Origin of the sequence: Micromonospora andamanensis, assembly GCF_016863495.1 — a bacterium.
In the GTDB taxonomy this organism is placed as follows: Bacteria; Actinomycetota; Actinomycetes; order Mycobacteriales; family Micromonosporaceae; genus Micromonospora; species Micromonospora andamanensis.
Map to the genome: position 1 here is coordinate 138,195 of NZ_BOOZ01000023.1, position 14,421 is coordinate 152,615.

12 protein-coding genes and 1 pseudogene are annotated in these 14,421 nt (G+C 70.0%); 5 read left to right on the forward strand and 8 right to left on the reverse strand.

Translation table 11 applies throughout. The features are described from left to right. Window positions 1–6: 6 nt before the first annotated feature. The 3 genes from Van01_RS19450 to Van01_RS19460 all read left to right on the forward strand — a co-directional run bounded on the left by Van01_RS19450 (window position 7) and on the right by Van01_RS19460 (window position 5,637). Entirely contained in the window at window positions 7–3,204 is a 3,198-nt protein-coding gene (locus Van01_RS19450) for a UvrD-helicase domain-containing protein (protein WP_204009190.1), read from the forward strand. A gap of 133 nt (window positions 3,205–3,337) precedes the next feature. Next, window positions 3,338–4,261, forward strand: a complete 924-nt coding sequence (locus tag Van01_RS19455; RefSeq protein ID WP_204009191.1) for an LppU/SCO3897 family protein — start codon at window positions 3,338–3,340, stop codon at window positions 4,259–4,261. Between the two features lie 134 nt (window positions 4,262–4,395). Next, window positions 4,396–5,637 carry an ATP-binding protein gene (locus tag Van01_RS19460; protein WP_204009200.1) on the forward strand — a complete coding sequence of 414 codons (1,242 nt, stop codon included), beginning with the start codon at window positions 4,396–4,398 and terminating at the stop codon, window positions 5,635–5,637. Between the two features lie 160 nt (window positions 5,638–5,797). Here Van01_RS19460 and Van01_RS19465 read toward each other — a convergent pair whose 3' ends face one another. The 3 genes and pseudogenes from Van01_RS19465 to Van01_RS19475 form a co-directional block, all read right to left on the reverse strand. Beyond that, on the reverse strand, window positions 5,798–5,992 hold the full coding sequence (locus Van01_RS19465) for a DUF397 domain-containing protein (protein WP_204009202.1): 195 nt from the start codon (window positions 5,990–5,992) through the stop codon (window positions 5,798–5,800). Next, window positions 5,989–6,309 (reverse strand): annotated as a pseudogene (locus Van01_RS19470) (Scr1 family TA system antitoxin-like transcriptional regulator); the annotation flags it as partial. The gene Van01_RS19465 and the pseudogene Van01_RS19470, both read right to left, overlap by 4 nt. Before the next feature lie 85 nt (window positions 6,310–6,394). Then, window positions 6,395–6,940 carry a GNAT family N-acetyltransferase gene (locus Van01_RS19475; RefSeq protein ID WP_239099170.1) on the reverse strand — a complete coding sequence of 182 codons (546 nt, stop codon included), beginning with the start codon at window positions 6,938–6,940 and terminating at the stop codon, window positions 6,395–6,397. Between the two features lie 136 nt (window positions 6,941–7,076). On the opposite strand from Van01_RS19475, the gene Van01_RS19480 reads away from it, so the two are divergent. Both Van01_RS19480 and Van01_RS19485 read left to right on the forward strand, forming a co-directional pair. Next, window positions 7,077–7,622: a DoxX family protein gene (locus Van01_RS19480; protein WP_204009207.1), complete on the forward strand. Its 546-nt coding sequence runs from the start codon at window positions 7,077–7,079 to the stop codon at window positions 7,620–7,622. A gap of 204 nt (window positions 7,623–7,826) precedes the next feature. Further along, on the forward strand, window positions 7,827–9,269 hold the full coding sequence (locus tag Van01_RS19485; protein WP_204009216.1) for a glycosyltransferase 87 family protein: 1,443 nt from the start codon (window positions 7,827–7,829) through the stop codon (window positions 9,267–9,269). Window positions 9,270–9,278: 9 nt separating this feature from the next. Here the strand turns inward: Van01_RS19485 and Van01_RS19490 are convergent, their stop codons facing one another. The 5 genes from Van01_RS19490 to Van01_RS19510 all read right to left on the reverse strand — a co-directional run. Beyond that, window positions 9,279–9,698: a molybdenum cofactor biosynthesis protein MoaE gene (locus Van01_RS19490; protein WP_204009218.1), complete on the reverse strand. Its 420-nt coding sequence runs from the start codon at window positions 9,696–9,698 to the stop codon at window positions 9,279–9,281. Then, window positions 9,692–10,948 carry a molybdopterin molybdotransferase MoeA gene (locus tag Van01_RS19495; RefSeq protein WP_204009220.1) on the reverse strand — a complete coding sequence of 419 codons (1,257 nt, stop codon included), beginning with the start codon at window positions 10,946–10,948 and terminating at the stop codon, window positions 9,692–9,694. The genes Van01_RS19490 and Van01_RS19495 overlap by 7 nt, the downstream gene beginning before the upstream one ends. Before the next feature lie 9 nt (window positions 10,949–10,957). After that, window positions 10,958–11,440, reverse strand: a complete 483-nt coding sequence (locus tag Van01_RS19500; RefSeq protein WP_204009222.1) for a MogA/MoaB family molybdenum cofactor biosynthesis protein — start codon at window positions 11,438–11,440, stop codon at window positions 10,958–10,960. Next, the gene (gene moaC / locus Van01_RS19505) at window positions 11,437–11,928 is read right to left on the reverse strand and encodes a cyclic pyranopterin monophosphate synthase MoaC (protein WP_204009232.1); all 492 of its coding nucleotides are present in this window, start codon (window positions 11,926–11,928) and stop codon (window positions 11,437–11,439) included. Before moaC ends, Van01_RS19500 begins: the two co-directional genes overlap by 4 nt. Window positions 11,929–12,199: 271 nt before the next feature. Then, on the reverse strand, window positions 12,200–14,421 hold a 2,222-nt coding region (locus Van01_RS19510; RefSeq protein WP_204009234.1), incomplete at its 5' end, for an ATP-binding protein.

Consider the following 14,421-nt stretch of genomic DNA (forward strand, 5'->3'; position numbering starts at 1 on the left):
TGCGGCGTGCCCCCGTTCAGCGTCGTACCCCCCGGTGGCCTTCCGCCCTTCGTCGCGGACCTGCACATCCACTCGAAGTACTCGCGGGCCTGTAGCCGCGATCTGACCCTGCCCAACCTCGGCTGGTGGGCGCGCCGCAAGGGCATCGCCGTCCTCGGCACCGGCGACTTCACCCATCCCGCCTGGTACGACCACCTGCGGGAGACACTGCACCCCGCCGAGCCGGGCCTGTACCGGCTGTCTCCGGAGGCGGAACGGGACATCGCCCGTCGACTGCCGCCCAGGCTGGCCAGCGAGGCGGAGAACGATCCGGTCCGGTTCATGCTCAGCGTGGAGATCTCCACGATCTACAAACGGGACGACCGGACGCGCAAGGTCCACCACCTGATCTACCTGCCGGACCTGGACGCGGTGGGCCGGTTCAACGCCGCGCTCGGCCGGATCGGCAACCTCGGCTCGGACGGCCGCCCCATCCTCGGCCTGGACTCGCGCGATCTGCTGGAGATCACGTTGGAGGCGAGCAGCGACGGGTACCTCGTACCGGCGCACATCTGGACCCCGTGGTTCTCGGCCCTCGGCTCGAAGTCCGGCTTCGACGCGATCGCCGACTGTTACGCCGACCTCGCCGACCACATCTTCGCGGTGGAGACCGGGCTCTCCTCGGACCCCGAGATGAACTGGCGGGTGGGCAGCCTGGACCGCTACCGGCTGGTCTCCAACTCCGACGCGCACTCGCCGCCCGCGCTCGCCCGCGAGGCCACCGTCTTCGCCTCGGCCCGGGACTACTTCGGCATCCGGGAGGCGCTGCGTACCGGTGACGGGCTGGCCGGGACCATCGAGTTCTTCCCGGAGGAGGGGAAGTACCACGCCGACGGCCACCGGCTCTGCGGGGTGAACTGGGCTCCGGAGCGCACCCGGGAGGCCGGCGGACGCTGCCCGGAGTGCGGCAAGCCGTTGACGGTGGGGGTACTGAGCCGGGTCGAGGATCTGGCCGACCGGCCCGACGGGTACCGGCCGCAGCACGCGCCCGAGGTCACCCACCTGATCCAGCTCGCCGAGATTCTCGGCGAGCTCAACAAGGTCGGTCCGCGATCCAAGCGGGTCGAGGGGAAGCTCACCGAACTGGTCGCCGCGCTCGGCCCCGAGTTGGAGATCCTGACCCGGGTACCGCTTGACGAGATCGGCCGGGTCGGCGGCGAGCTGCTCGCCGAGGGCATCGGTCGGCTCCGTCGCGGCGAGGTCCGCCGGGTGCCGGGCTACGACGGCGAGTACGGCGTGATCACCCTGTTCGACCCGACCGAACTGGCTGGGGCGGGAGTCTCCGCCGGTCAGGAGACGCTGTTCGACGTACCGGTGCCCGCTCAGCGACGCGCGCCGGAGACTGCGGTGAAGGCGGAGGCCGGGGCGAAGCGCTCGTCGGCGAAGCCCGAGCCGAAGCGCAAGCCGGCGGCCCCGGCACCACCGATCGCGCCGGCGCCCTCGCCGCACGAGCCCTTCGAACCGATGCTCGCCGGCATGGAGGAGGTCGGCACCGGCCTGCTCGACCGGCTCGACGCGATGCAGCGGGTGGCCGCCTCGGCGCCGGGTGGCCCGCTGCTTATCGTCGCCGGTCCGGGCACCGGCAAGACGCGGACCCTGACCCACCGCATCGCGTACCTCTGCGCCGAGCTGAACGTCTTTCCTGAGCAGTGTCTGGCCATCACGTTCACCCGGCGGGCCGCGGAGGAACTGCGTCACCGCCTCGACGGACTACTCGGCCCGGTCGCCGAGGATGTCACAGTCGGCACCTTCCACTCCCTCGGGTTGACAATCCTGCGTGAGAACGCAGAGGCCGCCGGGCTGACCGAGAGCTTCCGGATCGCCGACGACACTGAGCGGACGACCGCGCGAACCGATGCCGGGGACGACCCGGCCCGCTACACCGCGCTGCTGCGCAAGCAGGGTCTGGTGGACCTGGACGAGCTGCTCACCCTGCCGGTGGCGTTGCTGCGGGAGGACCGCAGGCTAGTCGACAGGTACCGGCAGCGGTGGCGGTGGATCTTCGTGGACGAGTACCAGGACGTCGACGCGGTGCAGTACGAGTTGCTGCGCCTGCTCAGTCCGGCCGACGGGAACCTGTGCGCGATCGGCGACCCGGACCAGGCGATCTACTCGTTCCGGGGCGCCGACGTCGGATACTTCCTGCGCTTCTCCCAGGACTTCACCGACGCCCGGCTGGTCCGGCTCAACCGCAACTACCGGTCCTCCGCGCCGATCCTGGCCGCTGCGGTGCAGGCCATCGCGCCGTCGTCGCTGGTGCGGGGCCGCCGGTTGGATCCGGCCCGCCTGGACCCGGAGGCGGCGCTCGTCGGCCGGTACGCCGCGGCCGCCGTCGCCGACGAGGCCGACTTCGTGGTACGCACAGTTGACGAGCTGGTCGGCGGTCTGTCCCACAGGTCGCTGGACTCCGGGCGGATCGACGGACGGTCGACAACGCTGTCCTTCTCGGACATCGCCGTGTTGTACCGCACCGACTCGCAGGCCGCGCCGATAGTGGACGCCCTGGCCCGGGCCAACATCCCGGTGCAGAAACGCTCGCACGACCGGCTGCGGGACCGTCCCGGGGTGGCCGCCATCGCTCGCGAGCTGCGGCACGCCCCCGGTGTCGAGGGTGCCCTGCCCGCACGGGTACGCCTCGCCGGCCAGGTGCTCGCGGACCGGTTCGCCACACCGACCCTGGACGGTTCCGGCGGGGTACGCCCGGAGGATGTCCGGACCGCCGTCGACCTGTTGACGCCGCTGGCCCGTCGCTGCGGTGACGACCTGGAGACGTTCCTGTCGCAGCTCGCCACCGGCGCGGAGGTGGACGCGCTCGACCCGCGTGCCGAGGCGGTCACCCTGTTGACCCTGCACGCCGCGAAGGGGCTGGAGTTTCCAGTGGTCTTCCTGGTCGGTGTCGAGGACGGCCTGCTGCCACTGCGCTGGCCCGGCACCGCGCCCGACGAGGCGGCAGTGGCCGAGGAGCGGCGGCTCTTCTTCGTCGGGTTGACCCGCGCCCAGGACCGGCTCTACGTCAGTCACGCCGCCCGCCGGTTCCGGCACGGCTCGGAGCGGGACTGCCGTCCGTCGCCGTTCCTCGACGTGGTGGACCCGGGCCTGTTCGAACGGCTCGGCGACAGCGAGGGCCCCCGACGACCCAAGGACCGTCAGCTACGCCTCATCTGACGGTCGGCCGAACGGTACGGTCGGCACGACGGGCCCTGTTCACCGGTAACCACTGTGGGTCACATCGGTGCCCGCTACCCTTCCGGCAGGCGCGAGGTCACCCGGTTCCACCCGAAGGCTCAGGAGGGCGTGCATGGCGAACTACGGACCATCGGGTTCAGGCTCGCAGCCGTGGCACGAGCCGCAGCCCGGTGAGCAGCCGTGGCACGAGCCGCAGGCCGGCCAGTGGCACGGTCACGGTCAGCCGCCCGAGGCGCAGCCGCCGCACGATCCGCGCTGGAGCTACGAGTCCGCCCATCCCTACGGTGACCCGTCCCATGGTCACACCTCAGGGCCGGTCCACGGGCCCGGCCAGGGCTACGGCCCCGGGCAGGGCTACGGGGCGGGGCAGGAATACGGGGCCGGGCAGGGCTACGGGCCCGGGCAGGAATACGGGCCCGGGCGGGGCTACCGGGGCGGCGAGTCCTACGAGCCTGGGGGTCAGGGCGGCGGTCGGTACGACACGACCGGGCCGGGACACGTCCCACAGGCACCGGACTCGTGGCCGCAGCACACCGAGCAGCACGCCACCGAGACCGGGTACGCAGGGACACCCACGCCGCCGTCGGAGCGCCGACGCGGACGGATGCTCCTCGTCCTGACCGCAGCGCTGGTGCTGGTGCTGGGCGGTGCGACAGCGTTCTACCTGGTCGGGCAGGACGACGAGACACCGACCCCAGTGTCCGCGCCGACGAACGAGGCGGCACCCGCACCTGACGCGCAGGACGCGGAGACCCCGTCGGACGATCCGGCCCCCGCATCGTCCACCGATCCTCGCTTCGTGGAGGCCGGGCAGTGCGTACGCAACGACGCCGCCGCCGGCGGCAAGCCCAAGTTGCTGCTCAGTGAGTGTGAGCCACGGTCTTACGAGGTGCTGCGGCGCTTCGACGGCAAGACCAGCGGCGAGCGTGATGCCGAGGAGAAGTGCGCCGCTGTGGACGGCTACACCAACTGGTACTTCTACGACAGCGAGCTGGACTCCCTGGACTTCGTACTCTGCCTGAAGCAGCGCGGCTGACCACCGATTACCAAAACTAGTGCTGTCTAGCCTGGAGGCTAGACAGCACTAGTTTTTGGTCGAGGGCAACACGCCGGTACCGCCGTCTATCCATGTCTAGCCTCTCCTCTAGACGGCCCGATACTCTGCGATGCGTGGATCCGGTCCGCAACCCGTACGCGCCGGGCGCCGGCCAGCGTCCGCCCGAGCTTGCCGGGCGGGGGCGGGAACTGGACGTCTTCGACATCGTGTTGGAACGCATCGCGCGGGGTCGACCGGAGCGCAGCCTGATGCTCACCGGCCTGCGCGGCGTCGGCAAGACCGTCCTGCTGAACACGCTGCGCTCCCAGGCGATCAACAGGCTCTGGGGCAGCGGCAAGATCGAGGCACGGCCGGACCAGTCGCTACGCCGGCCGATCGCAGCCGCGCTGCACATGGCCGTTCGGGAGTTGGCACCGAGGCACCGCGCACCGGAGCGGATCGACGCCTTCCTCGGGGTGCTCAAGGCCTTCGCCCAACGGGGTGCTCCGACCGGGCGCGGTGGGGCCGCCCCAAAACTGCGTGACCGTTGGCAGCCCGGCATCGACGTTCCGGCGGCAAGTGGGCGGGCCGACTCCGGCGACATCGAGATCGACCTGGTCGAACTCCTCACCGATGCCGCATCGGTCGCCAGCGACGTCGGCACCGGCGTGGCCATCTTCATCGACGAGATGCAGGACCTCGGGCCGGAGGATGTCTCCGCGCTCTGCGCCGCCTGCCACGAGCTTTCCCAGCTCGGCGCGCCGCTGATCGTGGTCGGCGCCGGCCTGCCACACCTGCCGGCGGTGCTGAGCGCCGCCAAGTCGTACTCCGAGCGGCTCTTCCGCTACCAGCGCATCGACCGTCTCGACCGGATCGCCGCCGACCACGCGCTCTGCGCGCCGGCCGAGCGGGAGGACGTCGAGTACGAGGCGAAAGCGCTCGACCTGCTCTACGAGAAGTCCGGCGGCTATCCGTACTTCGTGCAGGCGTACGGGAAGGCCACCTGGGACCACGCCCCCAGGTCACCGATCACCCCGGCCGACGTACGCGTCGCCGCACCGGAGGCCGAGGCGGAGTTGGCTGTCGGCTTCTTCGGTTCCCGCTTCGAGCGGGCCACTCCCGCCGAGCGGGAGTACATGCGGGCGATGGCGATGCTGTCGCTCGTCGAAGGGGAGACCGACGGCGGCGGCCGGGACGACATGGATGCGGCGGTGCCGACCGCCGAGATCGCCCGGGCGCTGGGCCGTAAGCCCGCCAGCCTCTCACCGGCCCGGGATGCGTTGATCAAGAAGGGCTTGATCTACTCCGGTGAGCGCGGCACTGTCGCCTTCACTGTCCCGCACTTCGGCCGCTACCTGCGCACCCAACCCGCCTGACCCGGGCCGTGAGCCGCCCGATCTGTGACAGTGCAGGTGTCCGACACGCCGGGGCTGGGGTTGCTCCGCTGCCACAGATCCGACTGGCGGCACGGGCTGACTGGCGGTCGGCGCAGACAGCAGCCCTCGGCCGGTGACCGAGGGCTGCTGGTGAGGTGCGTCAGGCGGTCGGGCGGCCGGTCTTCGCCGCCTCGACGAAGCCGCGCCACGCCGCCGGCTGGAAGCTGAGCGTCCCGCCGTCACGGTCCTTCGTGTCCCGGACGAGGACGACGCCGGGAAGGTTGTCGGCGACCTCGACACAGTTTCCGCCGTTGTTGCCGCTCTTGCTGCTCTTGCGCCACTGCGCGCCGGTCATGTCCATGCTGCTGCCGCTTCCCTGAGGAGTGCCAGGGACTGCGCCCGTGACAGCGCCTCACCACGGATGCGTTCCCACCTGCGGGCCAGGGTAGCAACTTCCGCAGGCTGATCGATGATCTTCGCCTCCGCCTGGCTGTCGGCGTGACCGAGCACGCTGCCGTCGTCCAGCTCGGCGAGGGTGAAGGGCCCGCCCAGACCTGGGTACATCCCCACCGACGCGGGCACGACGTGGATCGACGTGGTGGGCTGCGCGGCGCACGCCACCAGGTGCGCGCACTGCTCCCGCATAAGCGCCCGGTCAACGTAGACGGAGCGGGCAACCCCACTAAATCTTGGACAGTTCGCGTTCGTCGTCAACGGGAACTGTCCACGTTTCCGAACCGGGCACCACCTGAGGCAGTCAGACCTTGGACCAGGGCGGCGGGAAGACCACCTCACCCTGCGGCGGTGGCGGCTCGCCGCTTGTCGCCGGCGGCAGGACCAGCGCCTGCCAGGGCTCCCCAAGGCCGGACCAGGGGCTGGTCAGGCCCAACTGGTCCGCTCGGCTGAAGCCGAAGCGCCGGTAGTAGGCCGGGTCGCCGAGCACCACCACCAGCCGCTCGCCGAGCTCCGTCGCCGCCTCCAGCGCGGCCTGCACCACCGAGGCGCCGAGCCCGATCCGTTGCCGGTGCGGCGCCACCGCCACCGGGCCCATCGCCAGTGCCGGTGTGCTGGTCGCGCCCGAGGTCACATGCACCCGGGTGAGCAGGGCGCACCCGACGATCTCACCGCCGTACTCGGCCACCATCGCCAGCTCCGGCAGCCACGCCTCGCTGCCGCGCAGTTCGTCCACGAGGCGTACCTCAGGCGGTACCGCCACGTCGGGCCGGGCGAAGGCCGCAGCCAGTACCCGGCGGATCGCGCCGGTGTCAGCCGGGTCCTCGGGTCGCAGCCGCAGCGTCGTCACGCGGCGTAGGGTACACCCGACAGCACGTCCATCCGGGACGGTCGGGCAACCCGGGCGCGGCGTCGCCGAGCACCCGATCGATCGACATCCCCCGTTGCGGGGCGTACCAACGCCCCGGACAGGGTATGACTGTTCCATGACGCCCGTACGATCCCTCGCCCGCGCCATGTTGAGCGGCATCTTCGTGGTCAGTGGCGCCCGTAACTTCGCCAACCCCGGCCGCCTGGTGCCCACCGCGAAACCAGTCACCGATCGGGTGACTCCGCTGCTGGAGCGCGCGGATCCGCGGATCCCCACGGACACTGAAACCCTGATCCGGGCCAACTCGGCAGTGCAGTTCGGTGCCGGGCTGATGCTGGCCACCGGGCGCTTCACCCGGCCGGCGGCGCTGGTGCTGGCCGGCACGCTGATCCCGGTGACCCTCGCCGGGCACCCCTTCTGGCGCAACGACGACCCGGTCGCAAAGAACAACAACCAGGTGCACTTCCTGAAGAACCTGGGTCTCTTCGGTGGGTTGTTGCTCGCGGCGGCCGACACGGAGGGTAAGCCAGGGCTACGCTGGCGGGCCGGTCACCGGATCGGCCACTCCCGACGGTCGGTACGCCGTGCCGTCCGGACCGCACGCCGGGAGGCCCGGATCGCCATGCGGTCCGCCTCCACCGCTCGGCGACTCCCCGGCTGAGCTGCGGATCGTCCATCCCCACCCCCGCTAAAACCGCGAATCACCTGAACCGCCCGGTAGGCGTTAACGCGGTGGAAATGTCAAAAGAATGTGTGGGATCGGACACGGTCGCATAACGCGGGAGGCACTGACGTGAGGCGCCGTTCTAGGCTCCGTACTGGACCTGGACGGGTAGGACGACCTTGGTACGGGGGTGGCCACGCCATGCCGACGATCGTCGGTAGAGGGCTGGACCGCCTCGCCACAGTCCGTCGCGTAACGCGTGGGATCGATCGTAGGACAGTCGTACGGGCGGGCATCGTCGCCGCCGTCGCCTACGCCGCATGGCTTGCCATCGGCGCGTTCGGGCGTCCGTACAACTTCTTCGACATGAAGATCTACCACGGCGCGGTGGTCTGGTGGGCGAGCGGTCACGAGCTGTACGAGTTCGTCGCGCCCGACACGACCCTGGGTTTCACCTACCCGCCCTTCGCCGGGCTGGCCATGCTGCCGATGGCGCACCTGCCGGTCACCCTGGCCGGGCTGGTGAACGCCACGGTCAGCATCGCCGCACTGGCCGTGGTGCTGGCCGCGCTGCTGCGCCCGATCGTCGACCGGTTGGGCTGGCCACTGTGGTACACGGTGGCCATCGCCACGCCGCTCGCCGCCGCCATCGAACCCACCCGGGAAACCCTCGGCTACGGGCAGGTCAATCTGCTGCTGTTCGCGCTGATCCTGGCCGACCTGATCGCCCTGCGCTGGCGGTCCCGCCGGGGCACCCATCAGGCCGAGAACGACGGCCCGCTGCTGCGGTTCATCTACGGCGGCGCCTGGGCCGGCGTGGGCATCGGCCTGGCCACCGCCGTCAAGCTGACCCCGGCACTGTTCATCTTCTATCTGATGATCACTCGACAGTGGCGGGTCGCCGGCACTGCCATCGGCACCGCCGTCGCAGTGACCATCGGCAGCTTCGGCATCGTCGGTGCGGAGTCCCGCGACTACTTCGGCAGCGTGTTGTGGCAGACCGAGCGGGTGGGTGCCGCCGACATGACGCCGAACCAGTCGCTGGCCGGCCTGCTGGCCCGGCTCTACGACTCGATCGAGACCCCCGGCCTGCTCTGGCTCGCCTTCTCCGTGCTGGTGCTGGCGCTCGGCCTGTCCCGGGCGTCCAACGCCCACTCCGACGGCGACGAGTTGACCGCCTTCACGCTCGTCGGCCTGACCGCCAACGTGATCAGCCCGATCTCCTGGACGCATCACCTCGTCTGGGTGATCCCGGCGATCATCATCCTGGCCGACGCCGCGATCCGGCGGCATGACGCCAGCCGGGGACCGGTGCTGCGCTCCACGCCAGGGACCTACGGCGGGCCGCCGGCAGTGTCCACCCTCCGGCCGCCGATCTGGTACCCGACATTGACCGGGTTCCGCCACGGCATCGCCGCCATCGGGCTCTACCTGCTCTTCCTGATCTCCCCCATCTGGCCGTACGAACACCAGTTGCCGGAGGTCTCCCACTACGAGGACGGGCTGTTCGGCGCGTTGATGGAGAACTCCCTCGCGCTGGCGCTGATCGTGCTGGTCGCCGCCCTGCCCTGGCGGCCCGGCGCGGAACCCGCCTTCCACACCGATCGGGCGGCTCGCGCCTCGATGCTGTACGGACGGCGCTAGGCCCTCCGGTCAGGGGCAGTTGACCCATTCCTCGGTGCCGTCGGCGAAGACCTGCCGCTTCCAGATGGGCAGCCGGGCTTTCGCCTCGTCCACCAGACGTGCGCAGGCAGCGAACGCGGCGGCCCGGTGGGCGGTGCTGACCGCCGCTGCCAGAGCCACGTCGCCGATGGCCAGTGGGCCGATCCGGTGCGACACCGCCACGGCGTACACGTCCGGGTCGGCGGCGATCTCGTCGGCGACCTCCTGGAGCACCTTGCCGGCGTTCGGGTGGCCTTCGTACTCCAGGCTGGTCACGGACCGTCCGTGGTCGTGGTCGCGCACCACCCCGGCGAACGACACCACCGCACCGGCCCGGCTGTCGGCGACCGCCGCCTCGTGCGCGGCGAGATCCAACGGCTGGTCAGTGACGGTGCTGACGACTGTCACCATGCCCGCTCCCCAGGTAGCAACGGCAACGGCACGATCGGCACCCGGTCACCCACCGAGCCGGTGGTGCCCGGACTGATCACGGCGAACCCGTCCGCGTTGGCGAGCCCCCGCAACATGGCCGAGCCGACGTGCCGGACCGGATGAGCCGTTCCGGCGACCCGGTCGAGTCGGACCAGCGCCAGGTGGGTGTGGTCGCCACGACCGGGGACGGGCTCGGTGAGGACGGCGTGCGGCAGCACCGGCAACGGCCGACCGGCGAGCCCGGCCAGCAGCGGGGCGACAAGAGACACCATCGCGATGACGGCGGACTGCGGATTACCTGGCAGCCCGGCGACGAACCGGACCTGCCCGTCGGCACCGACCAGCCGGGCCAGCAGCATCGGGAAGCCGGGACGCACCGCTACCGTGTTGACCACGTAGTCGGCGTCCAACGCCGCCAGCGCCGGGTGCAGGTGGTCGACCGGGCCGTGCATGGTGCCACCCGTGGTGCAGACCAGGTCCGCGTCGGCCAGGGCAGCACGCAGCGCGGCCAGGTGGGCAGGCAGCGTGTCGGCGACCGGGCCCACCACCGCGTTCGAATCCATCCGGCAGCCGTATCGGCGCAGCCAGCCCGGCACCGCCGGGCCCAGCGCGTCCCGGACCCGCCCGGCACCCGGCGGACCCGCCGTGAGGAGTTCGTCGCCGAAGACCAGCAGCGCGGCCCGGGGCTGCCGGCGAACCCGCAGGGTGTCGTAACCGCACGAGGCGGCCAGGCCGATGACGCCCGGGTCGATAGGCGTCCCGGCCGGCAGCAGTTCCTCACCCGCGACCGCCTCCTCGCCGGGCTGTCGCCACTCCGGCGTGGCGCGCGGCACGCCGTCGACAAACCCTTCCGGGGTACGTCTCGACTCCTCCACCCGCAGCACCGCCGAGGCACCCGCCGGCACCATCGCCCCGGTGGCGATCTCGACAGTCGTCCCGTCCTCGGTCAACGGGGCGGCCTCACCGCCCGCGAGGACCCGCCCGACGACCTGCCACGGGCCGCCGCCACGCACCGCCCAGCCGTCCACACTCGACGTCGGAAACGCCGGCAGGTCCGTCCGAGGGGTGAGCGGTGCGGCGAGGGTGTGCCCGTCGGTCTCGGCGACCGGCCGCTCGACAGCGGGCAGCGCGGCGGCCAGGCCGGCCGCGTACACCCGGGAGCGCGCCTGCGCCCAGTCGGCCGGTGGTGACGCGGAGACCTCGTCGGTGGAGGCGGTTTCCGTTCTCACCGGCCGAGCCTAACCGGCCGCCGGGTGGTCGCCACCGCGCAACTGGTCGACGGTGTGAGCCAGAATCGGCCCCAGCACGGCTAGGCCGTCCCGCGCCCCGCCGGTCGAGCCGGGCAGGTTGACCACGAGCGTACGGTCGGCCACCCCGGCCACCCCGCGGGAGAGCATGGCGGTGGGCACCTTGTCGCGACTGTGCGCGCGGATCGCCTCGGCGATGCCGGGCACCTCGTAGTCGAGTAGTGCCCGGGTCACGTCAGGCGTGCGATCGGTGGGGGTGACCCCGGTGCCGCCGCTGGTCAGCACCACGTCGACGCCGTCCGCGACCGCCGCCGCGACTGCCCGGCCGACCGGCTCGCCGTCCGGTACGACCACCGGTTCGTCGACCGTGCAGCCCAACTCGCGCAGGCCGGCGACGAGGAGCGGGCCGCTGGTGTCGGCGTAGACACCGGCTGCGGCCCGGTTGGAAGCCACCACCACCCGGGCGCGGATCACTGTCGATCCTCCGGGCGTTCCCACAGACCGGTCTTGCCGCCTTCCTTCCGGAGCACCCGGACCGCGTCGACGCTGGCCGCCGGATCAACGGCCTTGACCATGTCGACAAGAGCGAGTCCGGCGACCGCGACCGCGGTCAGGGCCTCCATCTCCACCCCGGTGCGGTCGGCGGTGCGGGCGGTCGCGGTGATCTCGACGGTGTCGGCGGTGAGCGTCAGGTCGACAGTGACGCCGTGCAGGGCGATCGGATGGCACAGCGGAATCAGGTCGGGGGTGCGCTTGGCGCCCATGATGCCGGCCAGCCGCCCGACCGCCAGGGCATCGCCCTTCGGCAGACCCTCCCCGCGTAGCAGGTCGATCACCGCGCGGGTGGTCCGTAACCGGCCGGCGGCCGTCGCCGCACGACCGGTGACCTGTTTGGCGGAAACATCGACCATGCGCGCCGCGCCGGCGGTGTCCACGTGGGTGAGCTGGGCGGGTTCGGTCACGGTCGCGAGCCTATCGCTGCGGTGTGACGGGACGGTTCCGTAGCTCGGAAGGAGCGGCGCGGGGACGCCGCTCCTTCCTCACCAGCCTGCCTCGGGCTGCTGGGGTAGACCCGGGGGCAGGGGTCGCGACGAGATCCGGCAACTGTCGGATCTCCCCCCGTCGGCGAACGTCCCGGACGCTAGCGAGCCCGGCGATAAGAAGTCGATAAGGAACCAATCCGATGGGCCGATGACTGTTGTCAGATCCTGTCCGGCCGGGGAGGCATGCACCTCAACAAGTCGGTGTGCTCTGCTTCAGCGTGGCGAGACGGCGCTCGATCTCGAACCGCTCCGGTGCGCCGGTTGGCACGATGAGCACAAGTGCGCGCTCCAGGTGCCGGCGAGCCTCGGTCGGGTCCGTGCTCAGCAGGTGCTCGGCCAAACCGGCAAGCGCCCGGGCCTGCTCGTACCTGTTGTCGATCCGGACCGATAGATCAAGTGCTCGCTTGTGTGCCCGCACAGCAGCGTCGATGTCGCCGTCAGCCGCCAGCGTCAGGCCAAACTCGTTCAGCGCACTGCACTCCGCCTGCATCTCGGCCGAAAGGGAGGTAAGTTCCAGCGCAAGCTCGTGCTGCCGCCGGGCTTCCGCAAGTTGGCCTGCACCCCGGTACGCAACGGCCATGGCATTACGTGCGTCCCCTTCTCCGTGCCGGTGACCGGTCTGTGCGTATAGCACCATGGCGGACCGCAGCAGCCGCAGCGCCTGAGCGTGCTCCCCTAAGCGCACCCGTACGGCGGCGATGTGGCTCAACGCGTTGGCGATCTGATAGCGATCGTCTTCCACCCGGGCCCAGAGCAGATGAAGGCGGTGCGTTCGCAGCGCTTCCTCGTAGCGGCCCAACCAGTTGAGGGCTATACCGACGTTCGGCAGGTGTACCCGAACCTGACCGATCAGACGCCTCGGAAGATCACGGAGGGCGGCGATGGCAAGATCAGCGGACTGCTGAAAATCGCCTCTCACGCAATAGACCACGCTCAGGTTTCCTCGAATCCTGGCGATGTCACCACGGGCTCCGCTCGCCTCGGCCACCGCCAGCGCAGCCTTCAAGCACTGCACCGCCTGTTGATGTGATCCGGTCTTGGTCAGCGCCGAGGCGAGATAATTGTTCATGATGCCGGTCGCCCGGCCGTTCCCCGACTGTTGTGCGGCAGCAAGCCCCAATTCGTGCGTAAGCTGAATATCCTCAAAATAACCCCGCACGTAGTAGAAGCGCCAAAGTACGCGGGCCATCTTCCAGGTGTACCCATGAAAAGAGTCCTTCGCAGCCAGTTCGATGAAGAGATTTAAGTTACCACGCTCCCGCTCGACCCAATCGACGTCGACCGCCTCGGGTCCGGGCACGAGATCGGGCCGCTCCGGTACCACGTCGCCAATGTCGCCGTAGATGTCGACGAGTCTGTTCAATGATTTCGTAGCGACGATCGACAGTTGCATGACCTGGTCAAGCAAATTGGCAAGCGCAGCACCTCGCACCTTGTCCGAATCTGTCTCCAGGCACTTTTCGCGAGCGTATTGTCGAACCAGATCGTGCATCCGGTAACGACCGACCTCCGATTCTTCGATCAGATGACGGTCGACCAGCTCGTCGAGAGTTTGAGCAGCTTTCGCGTATGACAACCCGGACATCGCCGCTACCATGCTGATGCAGTAGTGCCCAGAATGTAGACCAAGTAAGCGGAACACCCGCTTACTCACCTCGTTCAACGGCTCATACGAGGCGGCGAAGGCCGCAGCGACGCTGCGCTCACCTGTTCCGAAGCTGGCCAACCCTGACTCGTTCGCGGCCAAACGCGCGGCTACGTCAACCAGTCGGCGGTTGCGCCGGTGAGCTAGTCGCGACCCGACCAGCCGGATGGCCAGCGGCAGGTAACCACAGCTGTGCACGATCTCTGCGGCGGATTCAGGGTCTGCGTGCACCCGCTCCTCCCCAGCGCTGACCGCGAGCAGCCGGACAGCCTCTTCGGACGACAGCACGGACAGGGATTCAGGAGGCCCCACATCAAGGTCGAGAAGTCGCCGACGGGAACTGATCAGAATGACCGACGACGCCGTGACCGGCAACAGTGGAGTCACCTGCTCACTGTCAGCCGCATTGTCGAGAACGACGACCGCACGGCGTACGGACAGTTCCCTGCGCCACAGCCCTCGTCGCTCGTCCAAATCCACTGGAATTCGGGCTGCCGGCACACCCAACTGGCGGAGTAGCACCACGAGGGCGGTCGCCGGATCCATCACGTTGCCCTCGTCGTGACCACGCAGGTCGATGAAGAGTTGGCCATCCGGGTGCGAAGTCGCCAGCCGTCTGGCGACATGCACGGCGAGGGTCGTCTTGCCGCTTCCCGCCATCCCGTCGATCAGATGAACGACCGGTGCCGAGTCTGCTACGACTCGACTCCTGACGATCATCCGCTCGACAAGGGCTTCCCGCCCTACAAAGAAGGCTACAGGTCTAG

Excerpts from the sequence above, each read along its gene's own strand:
- Van01_RS19455 (WP_204009191.1), top strand. The coding sequence starts at position 3,338 with ATGGCGAACTACGGACCATCGGGTTCAGGCTCGCAGCCGTGGCACGAG.
- Van01_RS19465 (WP_204009202.1), bottom strand. The coding sequence starts at position 5,992 with ATGACCGGCGCGCAGTGGCGCAAGAGCAGCAAGAGCGGCAACAACGGC.
- Van01_RS19480 (WP_204009207.1), top strand. The coding sequence starts at position 7,077 with ATGACGCCCGTACGATCCCTCGCCCGCGCCATGTTGAGCGGCATCTTC.
- Van01_RS19485 (WP_204009216.1), top strand. The coding sequence starts at position 7,827 with ATGCCGACGATCGTCGGTAGAGGGCTGGACCGCCTCGCCACAGTCCGT.
- Van01_RS19490 (WP_204009218.1), bottom strand. The coding sequence starts at position 9,698 with ATGGTGACAGTCGTCAGCACCGTCACTGACCAGCCGTTGGATCTCGCC.